At 55.7% G+C, this 12,831-nt stretch carries 13 protein-coding genes; 9 read left to right on the top strand and 4 right to left on the bottom strand.

The features are described 5' to 3' along the window. Nucleotides 1-162 precede the first annotated feature (162 nt). Nucleotides 163-564, bottom strand: coding sequence for a MarR family transcriptional regulator (locus QPL95_RS14970; protein WP_303291801.1), 402 nt, complete (start codon nt 562-564; stop codon nt 163-165). Further along, nucleotides 561-836 carry a DUF6516 family protein gene (locus QPL95_RS18555; RefSeq protein ID WP_368389757.1) on the bottom strand — a complete coding sequence of 92 codons (276 nt, stop codon included), beginning with the start codon at nt 834-836 and terminating at the stop codon, nt 561-563. The genes QPL95_RS14970 and QPL95_RS18555 overlap by 4 nt, the downstream gene beginning before the upstream one ends. Before the next feature lie 419 nt (nt 837-1,255). On the opposite strand from QPL95_RS18555, the gene QPL95_RS14960 reads away from it, so the two are divergent. From QPL95_RS14960 to QPL95_RS14940, 5 genes are all read left to right on the top strand, one after another. After that, the gene (locus tag QPL95_RS14960; protein WP_303291799.1) at nt 1,256-1,876 is read left to right on the top strand and encodes an NUDIX domain-containing protein; all 621 of its coding nucleotides are present in this window, start codon (nt 1,256-1,258) and stop codon (nt 1,874-1,876) included. Beyond that, nucleotides 1,873-2,358 (top strand): DUF1249 domain-containing protein, encoded by a 486-nt coding sequence (locus tag QPL95_RS14955; protein ID WP_303291798.1) that lies wholly within the window; start codon nt 1,873-1,875, stop codon nt 2,356-2,358. Before QPL95_RS14960 ends, QPL95_RS14955 begins: the two co-directional genes overlap by 4 nt. A gap of 178 nt (nt 2,359-2,536) precedes the next feature. Beyond that, a complete protein-coding gene (gene cpdA / locus QPL95_RS14950; RefSeq protein ID WP_303291797.1) occupies nt 2,537-3,343 on the top strand; it encodes a 3',5'-cyclic-AMP phosphodiesterase in 807 nt (268 codons plus the stop codon). 47 nt (nt 3,344-3,390) lie between these two features. Beyond that, nucleotides 3,391-5,475, top strand: coding sequence for a DUF2235 domain-containing protein (locus tag QPL95_RS14945; RefSeq protein ID WP_303291796.1), 2,085 nt, complete (start codon nt 3,391-3,393; stop codon nt 5,473-5,475). After that, complete coding sequence (locus tag QPL95_RS14940; protein ID WP_303291795.1) at nt 5,475-6,080, top strand: DUF2931 family protein; 606 nt, start codon at nt 5,475-5,477, stop codon at nt 6,078-6,080. The genes QPL95_RS14945 and QPL95_RS14940 overlap by 1 nt, the downstream gene beginning before the upstream one ends. A gap of 180 nt (nt 6,081-6,260) precedes the next feature. Here QPL95_RS14940 and metE read toward each other — a convergent pair whose 3' ends face one another. Then, the gene (gene metE / locus QPL95_RS14935) at nt 6,261-8,531 is read right to left on the bottom strand and encodes a 5-methyltetrahydropteroyltriglutamate--homocysteine S-methyltransferase (RefSeq protein WP_303291794.1); all 2,271 of its coding nucleotides are present in this window, start codon (nt 8,529-8,531) and stop codon (nt 6,261-6,263) included. A 114-nt stretch (nt 8,532-8,645) separates the two neighbouring features. Between metE and QPL95_RS14930 the strand changes: the two genes are divergently transcribed. From QPL95_RS14930 to QPL95_RS14920, 3 genes are all read left to right on the top strand, one after another. After that, nucleotides 8,646-9,536 carry a LysR family transcriptional regulator gene (locus QPL95_RS14930; protein WP_303291793.1) on the top strand — a complete coding sequence of 297 codons (891 nt, stop codon included), beginning with the start codon at nt 8,646-8,648 and terminating at the stop codon, nt 9,534-9,536. A 47-nt stretch (nt 9,537-9,583) separates the two neighbouring features. Beyond that, a complete protein-coding gene (gcvH, locus tag QPL95_RS14925; protein ID WP_303291792.1) occupies nt 9,584-9,976 on the top strand; it encodes a glycine cleavage system protein GcvH in 393 nt (130 codons plus the stop codon). A gap of 186 nt (nt 9,977-10,162) precedes the next feature. Further along, nucleotides 10,163-11,359, top strand: coding sequence for a class I SAM-dependent rRNA methyltransferase (locus tag QPL95_RS14920; RefSeq protein WP_303291791.1), 1,197 nt, complete (start codon nt 10,163-10,165; stop codon nt 11,357-11,359). 85 nt (nt 11,360-11,444) lie between these two features. Here the strand turns inward: QPL95_RS14920 and QPL95_RS14915 are convergent, their stop codons facing one another. Next, complete coding sequence (locus QPL95_RS14915; protein ID WP_303291790.1) at nt 11,445-12,101, bottom strand: HAD family phosphatase; 657 nt, start codon at nt 12,099-12,101, stop codon at nt 11,445-11,447. 195 nt (nt 12,102-12,296) lie between these two features. Here QPL95_RS14915 and QPL95_RS14910 point away from each other — a divergent pair, with 195 nt between their 5' ends. Further along, nucleotides 12,297-12,827 (top strand): RNA pyrophosphohydrolase, encoded by a 531-nt coding sequence (locus QPL95_RS14910; protein WP_303291789.1) that lies wholly within the window; start codon nt 12,297-12,299, stop codon nt 12,825-12,827. The last annotated feature ends 4 nt before the right edge of the window (nt 12,828-12,831 follow it).

The raw sequence follows: 12,831 nt of genomic DNA, 5'->3' as shown, positions 1-12,831 counted from the left end.
TGATAGCCTAGCCTGCTGGCTGATCGCATTGAGCCGGGGTGGCGGCCTTGTTCAGAAAACGACTCGAGACGTCCCTGTGCGTCTCGGGCTCCGCCATCCATGGCTCCGCACGTTTCTGAACAAGGCCACCACCCCGGCTCTTTCTGGCCTTTGCAGTATTTCTCAGGCTACCTCTCTGTCCTGCGCCACTCTGCGGATCTCGTTCTCAATTTCCGAGCTGGAAATAATCTCAAAATCTGTAAACAAGGCCACCGGTTTAAGAGTGTTTCCGCTCTGCCTCTCAAGCCTGACAAACCCCTTGTCCCTTAGGGATTTCAATGTGTGGGACAAGTTGCTTTTTGCACGACCAGTCAGGCGGGCGAGCTCCGTCATTGTTTGAGGTTTTTCCGAATCGATTAAGCGCAAAAGCCTGATGTTTTCCGGGCACAAAACCTGAGACACCGCATTCAGTGAGGTATACCAAACCAGGGGCTCGTCAGCCCCCGGTGTGTACAGCCCCTGAGCCATCGCCAGTAATCTTTTTCGAATCAACTCCTCGGGCATTATGCCAATGCGCGCTTTCATCGACGGCCTCCGTTGATGTCTGAGATTGTTTTATCTACGCCAGAAAAGAAATCGCTCAGCAACGCAAAACAATCCTTAAACTCGTAGGGTGTGCCTGTGTCTGACATGGTTTGGTGTACATGATCGAACTCATGCACCTTGCCGCTGTTCAAACCCGTTTTTGCCGGTTTCACTGCATGGGCGTTGTCCATGCCAAATATGCGCCGGTTGTGTTTGTCATGGAGCGTGAGGTTATACCGAATACCATGGGGCCGCTCCCGCGTTGGTGGCACGCACCACGCTTCAATCTTCCACCAGTAACCATCATCCCTGTGCACCTGACTGCCATGTATGGCCAGAAGCTGTTCTAATCCATCCAATGGATTGCCTACCTCTAAAGTTATGTTCCGATCATAACATGTGTTTTCAATCTTGAGAAATCGCCGATATAGAGACGGCGTTCTGCACAAATGTTGAGGGCGGGCGCTGGGTATTGCTTTCCAAAACTGTGCGGAGCCATGGATGGCGGAGCTCAAGCGTTACAGGGACGTGCCGAAGGAGCGTGTTTTGGAAAGCAATACCCAACGACTGCCACGCACCAACCTATGCAGGCTAGGGCCAGAACCAAACCATTACACCAACCGTAAGACACTTGCACCCAAGCAACCCCAAAGGCTATCGTTCAAAACCGAACATCAAACCGGAAACCCGAATGCCAAAACCGTTCCAGTTCACCGCCAGCGACGTCAAAATCGAAAAACGCGAAACCGTCTTTCAGGGTTTTTTCCGAATGGATAAACTCTGGCTCACCCACCCGCGCTTCGATGGCCGTGAAATGCCCACCTTCACCCGCGAACTCTTCATCCGCGGCGACGCCACCTGCGTACTCCCCTATGACCCCGCTCGGGACGAAGTCGTACTGCTGGAACAATTCCGTCTGGGCGTGCTCGGCCGCAACCAGTCACCCTGGTTACTCGAACTGGTTGCGGGCATGAACGAAGACGGCGAAAGCCCGGAAGAAGTCGCTCAGCGCGAAGGGCAGGAAGAAGCCGGCCTGAGTTTCAGTCGCCTCGACAAAATCTGCGACTACCTGGTTTCTCCCGGCGGTACCACCGAGATGATTCACCTCTACTGCGGTCAGGTCAGCACAGCTGATGCGGGGGGAGTCTTCGGGGTTGAGCACGAGAACGAAGATATTCTTTCCCATGTGGTCAGCGCAGAGGAGGCCTTTGCCATGATTGCTGACGGCCGCATCAACAACGCCGCCGCCATCATCGCCATCCAGTGGCTGCAACTGAACCGCGACAGATTGCGCCGGGAGTGGCAGACATGACCGAGTGGGTAAAACGGCCAAAACCCTATGTGCCGGATTTGCGGCAATTGGGCGCCCTTTGTGACGGCAACTACCAGAGGCTTCGTAAACTGAGGAAGCTCGAAGCGGATGGTCAGCCTGTGTGTGAAATCGAGTTGTATCGGGAGAATCAGTACCTGGGGCGGGTACGTATCGAGCTGCTCCAAACCGCCAGGTTCACCGAAACTCTCCTGTTAGAGCAGGTTCATAACAGCGGGCGCTGGCTCAACAATCCCCGCATGACAGTGCGTGTCTATCACGACGCCGCCATGGCCGAGGTCATCAGTTGCTACCGGCAGCGACAAATTGCACCCGTGAACGACTATCCGAACCGCTTTATGCACCATCCTGATGAAAAGGTTCAGGTAAATGGTTTTCTGGCTGACTGGCTGGACTATTGCCTGCGCTTTGGCCACCTGCCCATGGAGCACGCTGCCTGGACCGCTGGTCAGGGCATCGACTGACCTGGATTCACCTTGCAGGCGTCGTTTCCTGTGTCATAGTTGTCAAAAACTGCAAAATCTTAGGCGAAGCTGGTCAGAATGTGACTTATCTTCCATTCGTGGCGGATTAAACTGGCCCAAGCCGTCGTACACTTGACAGTAATTTCAACTGGTTGCAATGGATAACAACAGGGCCTGCATGACCAACTCCGAACCACAACGCCCACTGCGGGTGCTTCAGTTGACGGATCCGCATCTGACGGCCTCGGCTGACGGCGCTTTGCTGGGCGTTAACACACGCGATAGCCTGGCCGCCGTGATCGACGAGGTACTGCGTGTGCACGGTCAGCCCGATCTGATCCTGGCGACAGGGGACCTCTCCCAGGATGCCTCCGCCGAAGCGTATCGATATTTCGGTCAGCAACTTCAGGTATTTCAGTGCCCCTCGCTCTGGATTGCCGGCAATCACGACGACTCCGCACGGATGAACGCCATTGCCGCCGAATTCGAGTCGAACGAGAGTCAGCGAGTTCAAGGCGGCTGGCATTTCGTCATGCTGGACTCGTCGGTAAAGGGCAAGGTGTTCGGCGCGTTATCAGAGGCCGAGCTGGCGTTTCTCGATAGCGCGCTGTCGCAGCATCCCGAGCTGCCCACCATGGTGTGCCTGCATCACCACCCAGTGGATATTCATTCTGACTGGATGGAGAAAATCGGCCTGAAGAATCGCGATGATTTCTGGCAGATCGTCGACAGGCATCCCCAGGTAAAAGTCGTGCTCTGGGGGCACATTCATCAGGAGCTGCAGCAACATCGGGATGGTGTGCAGCTGCTGGCGACACCATCTACCTGCATTCAGTTCGCTACTGGCTCCAGCAAATTTGCAGTTGAGCCCTTAGCGCCTGGTTATCGATGGTTCGAACTGGAGCCAACCGGCGCCTTCAGCACGCAGGTTCGGCGGGCGAACCAGTTTGAATTTGATCTGGACGAGAAAAGTACCGGATACTGATTTAGATTTCCCAAGGATGATTACCCTCAGTCAACGGATGACGAGCCATGAAAATAGTAAAAACCTGGGATCTGCTGGCTGCAGATCTACCCAGGCTGGAATCGCCTTTCTTTGCCGCTTCGAAAGTCAGAAGCCTGATCCTCGACAACAATCACAACGCCAACAAAGTTGACCTTGAGCGCCTGCTCGGGCGCAGCGCTGGGTCTCAAGGAGGCGGCCGCGCCTCAAGGTATCACCGGGCAGCACTGGTTGACGAAGTGGTGCGCCGGATTGACGATGGCGAGCTATGGCTCGTTTACGAGGCCTGTGACGGTGAGCCCTCTGATCCGGTGGTTTGCTGGCGGGATTCTGGTGACGGGGCCGGTCGTTGGGTGGCCGGCGAGAGCAGAGACAGCTCCGAGTTACGCCGCAGTTTGGACGAACTGAACCGGCACGGAATCACGCCCCAGCAACTGGCCGCGCAGAACATAGGCAGTGTTGGCCTTCTCGCAGCTGGCCAGTTTGACATGGAGTATCGGTTGCAGCAGCGAGAAGAAGCGCTCAGGCAGCAATCCGCATCCCCTACGCCACCAATGAGCTTTCCTGCACAAACCCTGAAGCCATTGGAATCTTCCTCTCACAAAGACTCACCCAACACGAAAGCACCTCCTAAAGAAATCCATCTTGAGATTGGTATCTTCACCGATGGCACGTTGAATAACGCCGAGAATTCGCGGGAGTTGGAAGAGCGTGTGGCTGATGAGTGTGTTGAATCATACAGGCGTAAAGAAATATCAGAGGAGGAGTGTTCCTATTGGTTGGGTTTGTCAATGGGGGGGAGCTATGGAAATGCGCCGAGCAATGTGGCGAAGCTTAGGGATCTTTATGATGAGTCGCGAACACCGGAAACCAATAGACTAACTCACCGCTTCTGGGTCTATGCTCCCGGTATCGGTACGAAAACGGGTGATGGCGACTCTACACTGGGCTCCATTTCAGGAATGGGGGAAACTGGAATCATAAGTCAGGTGGAGAGTGCGTTCAGAAATGTCGCCCTCCAAATTGAAGAACGCGGTATTTCTGGCGGCATATCGTCACTAACTATCGACTTGTTTGGCTTCAGCCGAGGTGCTGCTTCGGCCAGGCATGCAGCGTTTGAAATTAGTCAAGGGCGAAAAGGTTTACTGGGTCAGGCGTTCACTGAGTCTCGTATAGATTGGCCAAAAGATGTAGATATTCGGTTTGTGGGGTTGTTTGATACCGTTGCGGCGATTGTAAACCCGTTTAGGTGGGATTTCTGGGCAAGCAATAACCGAAACGGACCGGTTAACCTTTATCTTGATCCGGACAGCGTAAAATCAGCCGTTCACCTTGTTGCCGACAACGAACATAGATACAACTTCGCGTTGAATAGCCTTAGAGGCGCCGACGGCAGTCTTCCGGGAAACTTTCAGGAAATAAGTATGCCGGGAGTACATTCAGATGTGGGAGGCGGCTACCCTGACCGGTTGCGTGAGGATCTGCTGATAAGTCCGTATCATGAGGTTCCGCCCAACCGAAATGACATGCCTGAGCAAACCATGGAATGGGATAACTTGGATGAGCTGAGGAAACTGAAACTTGCGGAAGGTTGGATTGGTAGGTTCAGTATGCCGGTAAGATCTTCAGTAAAACACGACCCGGCTCCGGCTGATCTGGGCCCAGAAGGGCACGCGAGTATGGCAATTTACGAAAAGAAATCGGATCACCCGGCTCCTCGTGGTCGTGTAGAGCTATCGCTAAGAATGGTTCGTGAGATTCGAGGAGAATACTCCCGAGTGGCTCTGCGAATGATGCATCGCCTGGCAATCGATGCTGGAGTCCCCTTCAAGAAAATTCCACGAAGGGATGACTTGGACTTGCCGCCGGAGCTTGAAAATATTAGCTCCAGGTGGCTTGAGACGCTGGATCGTCGTGCGGTTGAGCTGACACTAAATGCAGATCAACTAGATTTGCTTCGTCATCGATTTGTTCATTACTCAGCGCACTATAATCCACTTAGGTTCGTATTGGGTGAGGTGCCGATCTCATTGATTCTCGGTCGTAATTTCAGTCCTAATGCGCCAGCAGCATCCTACACACGCAGGATTCACCCTAACGTAGAGGAGCATTGATGCTGGCCGTTAAAAGAGTTGTTTTGGTGTCTGTTCTTAGTTTTGTTTTCTCTGGATGTGTTGCATTAGAGAAGGAGCGAGGGCATTGGAATATCCGAGCTGCCGCCCCTGAGCATTATGATATGTGGCTGATCAATGCCCATCTCGAAAAATCCGGAACTAGGAGTTGGCGCGCACCTCTGGGCGGGTATACGGGGTGTTGCTGGGCGGGGCCTCACGGCCCAGTGGGTTCTGGTGGTGAAATGGACCCTTTCCCGAATCTGATTGCGCTGCATTGGTTCTCGTTCGCTGAACAGAAATACTACTCAACCCTGATTCGAGTGCCCTCTGATTTACCGGAGCGAATGCGCGAGCCAGTGGAACACTGGTATCCAGATGGAACCTCCGACTTTAAAGCGAGACGAACGTTGGTTCTCGGTCTGGCACCTGGCGGTAAAGTCGTGGTGTGGATGATGAGTCAGCGAACGAATGCAGTGGAGGTGATGCGGGTACCCGCCGTAGAGGTTCCCGGCGATCCCGAAGATTTTGCTGAGCTGACCGAGGATTATCTCAACGAACATGGCGATTACCTTAAGCAGCACGGAGTTCCCCTCAATGATTGGTGAGTGCGCGGCTACCCAACATCAGGTTTTGGTTTACTAATATGGTGAGCTCAGCCGAGCTTGAGGGGAGAGCGCTGCTGACTGAGCTAGCCAAAGGTGTTGGCAGGTAAATAAGACCCGTGCATGAACAAAACCTGGCAAGGCGAGGTGCGCCGACCAAAGCGCACCCACTGACTCCTTTTCTCAGGTTCGCAATGCCTCTGCCGCCGCCACCATGGCCTTCAGAGCCGGGGTCACCTCCTCCCATTTCCGCGTTTTCAGGCCGCAGTCGGGGTTGACCCACAGGCGCTCGGCGGGAATTCGCTCAGCCGCCAGTTTCATCAGCTTGATGATCTGTTGCTGGCCCGGAACATTGGGCGAGTGAATGTCGTATACCCCCGGCCCGATGTCGTTCGGGTATTCGAAGTCTTTGAACGCATCCAGCAGCTCCATGTCCGACCGTGAGGTTTCGATGGTGATCACATCGGCGTCCATACGGGCGATCGCCTTGATGATGTCGTTGAACTCCGAGTAACACATGTGGGTATGAATCTGCGTTGTATCCTGCACCCCGTTGGCGGCGATTCGGAAACTGTTGATCGCCCAGTCCAGGTAGCCCTCCCAGTCGGATTGGCGCAGAGGCAAGCCCTCGCGCAGGGCGGCTTCGTCGATCTGGATAATGTTCACGCCGGCCTTTTCCAGATCCTGAACTTCCTCGCGAATAGCCAGTGCAAGCTGCAGGCAGGAATCTTTGCGGGGTTGGTCATCACGCACGAAGGACCAGTTCAGTATGGTCACCGGGCCGGTGAGCATACCTTTGACGGGTTTGTCGGTGAGTGACTGGGCGAAACGAATCCAGTCCACGGTCATCGCCTTTGGCCGGTGGATATCGCCGAACAGAACAGGGGGTTTCACGCAGCGTGAGCCGTAGGATTGCACCCAGCCGAAGCGGGTAAACGCGTAGCCATCCAGTTGCTCACCAAAGTATTCCACCATGTCGTTTCGTTCAGGCTCGCCATGCACCAGCACGTCCAGTCCGAGCAGCTCCTGCTCGCGGATGCAGCGGGCGATCTCTGCCTTCATTTGCGCCTCATAGGCTGGGGCGGTCAATTCGCCTTTTCGGAAGCGCAGTCTTGCCTGGCGGATGTCAGGAGTTTGGGGAAAAGAGCCGATGGTGGTGGTCGGGAAGGCCGGCAGCTGTAATGTCTGCTGTTGCAGGGCGATGCGTTGAGAATAAGGGCTTTGGCGGTTGCCCAGGTCTTCGGTGATGTTCGCCACCGCTGCCCGAACCTCCGGGTTGATCACTCGGGTTGAGTGTCGCCGGCTTTCGATGGCTTGCCGGTTGGCCTCCAAAGACGGTTGCACGGCTTGTCGGCCTTCATTCAGGGCTTGCGCCAGCACCTGCAGTTCGTCGAGTTTCTGGACGGTAAAGGCAAGCCAGTTGCGAACTTCCACATCCAGCTCGGTTTCTGGAGTCACATCTACCGGCACGTGCAGCAACGAGCAAGAGGGCGCCAGCCAAAGGCGATCGCCGAGTTTGTCATGGGCAGGCTCAAGCCAGTCCAGAATTTTGGAGAGATCAGCTTTCCAGATGTTGCGGCCGTTGATCACTCCCAACGAAAGCACTTTGTGGCTGGGCAGCCAGTCAGCGATGCGATTGACCTCGTCTGGGGCGCTCACCGCATCCAGATGGATGCCGGCAACGGGCAGTTCACAAGCCAGCTGCAGGTTGCCCCGGAGTTCGCCAAAATAGGTGGCCAGTAGCAGCTTTGGGCGGTTGCTCTTGAGCTGGTGATAGGCCAGGTTGAACGCATAGCGCCAGTTGGCGTCCAGCTCTGTCACCAGCGCGGGCTCATCTACCTGAACCCAGTCGGCTCCGGCATCGGCGAGGATGTCCAGCAGTTGGGCATACGCGGGTAGCAGTCGCTCCAGCAGGTCCAGGCGGTCGCTGCCATCGGAGGTTTTGCCCAGCCATAAGTAGGTGACAGGGCCGATGATCACCGGTTTAGCCTTCACACCTTGTTCACGGGCCTCGGTGAGTTGGCTCAACAGGCGCTCGGGATTAAGCTCGAACCGGGTGTCAGCAGTGAATTCCGGCACGATGTAGTGATAATTGGTATCAAACCACTTGGTCATCTCACCGGCGGCGGTGGCGCAGCAGGGGCTGTCGTTGGCGCCACGGCCGCGGGCGGCGCGGAAGTAGGCATCCAGTTCCGAACCTTCTTTGCCTGCGACCCGCGCGGGCAGGTTGCCCAGAGTCACGGACATATCCAGCACCTGGTCATACAGCGAAAACTCGCCAACCGGCGCGAAATCCAGCCCGGCCTGCTGTTGCCAGTGGCGGCGGCGCAGGTCGGCAGCGGTCGTCGCCAGTTCCTGCTCAGTTTGCCGGCCAGCCCAATAGTCCTCCAATGCGAATTTCAGTTCCCGTTGGCCGCCAATGCGCGGAAAGCCAAGGTTGTGTGTGATCACCATGAGTTTGTCCTTCGGTGTTGTCAGTGTGAGTAGGGGGACAAGGTTATTCTGATGATCTAATGAATAAAAATGGTAATATCTCACCTATCCATGAAAAATGTTCACAGGTGACCCATGATTGAACGAAGTCATCTCGAAATCTTCCGGGCGGTCGAGCGCCAGGGCTCGCTGACGGCGGCCGCAGAGCAGTTGCACCTGACCCAATCGGCGCTGAGTCACGCCATTCGCAAACTGGAGCAGCAGTTGGGCACGCCTGTGTGGCTCCGGGAAGGGCGGCAGTTGCGGTTTACCCAGGCGGGGGAGCAATTGCTGAATCTGGCCAACCGGTTGTTACCACAGTTCGAGCATGCGGAAATGCTGGTCGGGCAGGTGGCCAAGGGCCAGCGCGGCAGCTTGCGCGTGGGCATGGAGTGCCACCCCTGCTATCAGTGGTTGCTGAAAGTGGTAGGGCCATATTTACAGCAATGGCCGGATGTCGATGTAGACGTAAAGCAGGAATTCCAGTTCGGCGGTATGGGGGCGTTGTTTGGTCACGATATTGATTTGTTGGTGACGCCAGACCCGCTGCACCGCCCGGGTGTTAGCTTCGTGCCGGTGTTCGATTATGAGCAGGTGTTGGTGGTGGCATCCGATCATCCGCTGGCGGGGGAGCAATGGGTGGAGCCGGACCAGCTTGAGAAGGAAACACTGATTACCTACCCGGTTGCGCCGGAGCGGCTGGATATATTCACCCGTTTTTTCTTGCCGGCCCATGCGGCACCCGCACGCCACAAAACCATTGAGACCACAGATATTATGCTGCAAATGGTGGCGGCGGGTCGTGGTGTGTCGGCGTTGCCACGCTGGTTGGTGGATGAGTATGCGCAGAAGATGCCGGTTAGGGCGCTTCAGCTGGGCAGGGAAGGTATGCCGAAACAGATATTTCTGGGCTTTCGGGAGCGGGATGTCGAGGTGGATTATCTGAATGCGTTCATGAAGTTGGCGCGTAGCATTCGCTGGAACTAATCTGTTCGGTTAAACTGCGCAAAAAGTTTCAACAGGACACACAGAACATGAGCGATATTCCCGCAGATTTGAAGTATCTCGAAACCCATCAGTGGGTTCGGGTGGAGGCTGATGGCACCGCTACGGTAGGCATTACGGATTTTGCCCAGGAGCAGTTGGGTGATGTGGTTTACATTGGTGTTCCGGAAGTGGGCGTGACGGTTAATGGCGGTGAGGAGGCGGGTGTCGCCGAGTCGGTGAAGTCTGCTTCGGATGTGTTCAGTCCGGTCACCGGTGAGGTTATCGAGGTGAATGAGAAGCTTGAGGATGAGCCGGAGATTGTGAATGAAGATCCCTATGGCGACGGCTGGATGTTCAAGGTGAAGCTCGCTGATTTGGGTGAGCTAGATGGCCTTATGGATGCCGATGCTTATTCTCAGCATGTTGCTGCGGAAGAGTAGTCCCAGGTATTGGTGTAAGCGTCTTTCCGGGCATAGGCCTCCCGAAACACGCTCCTTCGGCACATCCATGTGACGCTTGGGCTCCGCCATCCATGGCTCCGCACAGTTTCGTGAGGCCTATGCCCGGAAAGGCGCCCAAGCAATGGCGTAGCCCTCTAATTGAATACACTCTTAGGTAACTATTCGATGGATTTCCCCGTACTTTATTTGCGCAAAGGCGCAGAGCGCCGTCTTCGTGCTGGCCATTTGTGGGTTTACAGCAATGAGGTGGACACCCATCGCAGTCCGTTGACGGGGTTCCAGGCCGGGGTTCAGGCTCAGTTACGGGCGTCGAATGATAAGCCCTTGGGCACGGTATTTGTGAATCCGAATGCGCTGATTTGCGGCCGGCTGATCAGCCGGGATGGGGCCCATGGTATGACACCGCAGAGGCTGACGGATCGGATGGAAGCCGCGCTGGCGTTGCGGGAGCGGTTGTTCCCGAAGCCGTTTTATCGCTGGGTGTTCGGGGATAGTGATGGGCTGTCAGGGCTGGTAGTGGACCGGTTTGATGATGTGGTGGTGGTGCAGATTTCCACCGCTGGCATGGAGTTGATGAAGGACGCGATTGTGCGGGCGGTGCAGCGTTTGGCGCACCCGCGTGTGGTGGTTCTGAAGAACGATGGCAAGATGCGCAAGGTGGAGGGGCTCTCTGATTATGTGGAGTTTGCCCACGGGCCGGAAACGGACATTCTTCGGGTTGAGGAGAATGGCGCGCAGTTTGAGGTGCCGCTGGCGGGCGGGCAGAAGACTGGGTGGTTTTATGATCACCGGATGAATCGTCAGCGCCTGCAGGCCTATGCACCGGGTAAGCGGGTGCTGGATGTGTTTAGTTACGTTGGTGGCTGGGGCATTCAGGCAGCGTGTGCCGGAGCCTCGCAGGTGACGTGTGTTGATGCATCGTCAGCCGCGGTTGATTCGGTTCATCACAATGCAAAGCTGAACGGATTGGATAACGTGGATACCATTGAGGGCGATGCCTTTGATGCGTTGAAAGCGCTGGCGGATGAGAAAGAGAAGTTCGACATCGTGGTGCTGGACCCGCCGGCATTGATTCCGCGTCGGCGTGATCAGAAAGCCGGTGAGCAGGCTTATGCCCGGTTGAACCAGTTGGGTTTGCGGTTGCTGGAACGCGACGGGTTGCTGGTATCCGCGTCTTGCTCCATGCATCTGTCCCAGGAAAAGCTGATCGATATTATTCGTGGCAGCGGGCGTAAAATCGACCGCTTCGTGCAATTGCTGGAGCAGGGTCATCAGGCGCCGGATCATCCGGTTGTGCCGGGTATTCCGGAGACGGACTACATTAAATCCTGCTTTGTGCGCTCGCTGACCGGGTTTTTGTGATCGGCGTGGGCAGAGATCGGCGTTAGAGGCGGGTGGGGTCTGACCCGCAGGGTCAGACCCCTTGAATCCGTCAGAGTTTGGTGTTTCAGTCCCGTAAAGACAGCACTGGCCAGCCACTTTCAATGGCCAATTTCTCCAGAGTCGGGTCCGGGTCAACGGCGACCGGATTCTGAACCTGCTTCAGCAGCGGCACATCGTTGTGTGAGTCGCTGTAAAACCAGGCGCCGTCCAGACTTTCGCCGTGGGCGGCCAGCCAATCATTCAGCCGCTCTACTTTGCCTTCCTGAAAACTCGGCGTTCCAGCAACTTCCCCGGTAAACCGGCCGTTTACCAGTTCCGGCTCGGTGGCAATCAGGTGGTCCACGCCCAGAAGCTCGGCAATCGGTTCGGTAATAAACCGGTTGGTGGCAGTAATAATCATCAGGGTGTGGCCCTGGGCCCGATGCTCGGCCAGCAGTTTTGCCGCCTTGTCCTGCATCATTCCCTGTACCTTCTTGGCCATAAAGGCCTCGCGCCAGGAATCAAGCTCTTCCATGCTGTGGCTGGACAAGGGTCCGAGCACAAAACGCTGATAATGGAAAATGTCCAGCTCGCCGTTCAGGTACTCCTCGTAGAAACGGTCGTTGGCACGGCGATACTCTTCCTTATCGACCATGCCTTCTTCCACCAGAAACTCTCCCCAGGCGTGGTCGCTGTCGCCGGCCAGCAAGGTGTTGTCCAGATCAAAAATTGCGAGCGTCAAGCCGCGTCCTCCCATTGTCACAGGCTCTGTAGCAAAGCCGACAGTCTATCACGGGTCTGCCGTGGTGTGCGGTCAGGAGTGACGCAATTAGCTCCGTTTGCCGAAGCCTTGGGATTCTGTAAGAATGAGAGCAACTTGGACAATTTTCGCCGGTTATAAAATAGACCGGCAACCGACTATTACGAGGACTGTGCCGTGATCGACTCAGACGGTTTCAGACCCAATGTCGGAATCATTCTGGCCAACCACAGGGGCGAAGTTCTCTGGGCAAGGCGAATAGGGCAAGACTCCTGGCAGTTCCCTCAAGGTGGTATCAATCACAACGAATCACCTGAGGAAGCACTGTACAGGGAGCTTGGAGAGGAAGTGGGCCTCAGTGCCAGCGATGTGGAAATCATCACCTGCACCCGGGGCTGGCTGCGTTACCGGCTTCCCAGGAGGATGGTTCGCCACAACTCGCACCCCGTTTGCGTGGGGCAAAAACAGAAATGGTTCCTGCTGCGGATGTTGTCGCCAGACGCACACGTACGTGTGGATGGCACGGATTCACCAGAATTCGACGGATGGCAGTGGGTGAGCTACTGGTACCCATTAGGGCAGGTGGTTTCATTCAAGAGAGAAGTGTACAGACGCGCGCTGAGAGAATTGGCTCCCAGACTGTTCCACAACATGGAACAGTGGCAAAAGGGTGAGCCAAACCGGCGTTTGAAGGAACATCAGACATGACGGA

The organism is Marinobacter sp. SS5-14b, assembly GCF_030541005.1.
In the GTDB taxonomy this organism is placed as follows: domain Bacteria; phylum Pseudomonadota; class Gammaproteobacteria; order Pseudomonadales; family Oleiphilaceae; genus Marinobacter.
Note: the sequence above shows the minus strand (reverse complement) of the source record. Positions and strands in the feature narration are given on the sequence as shown.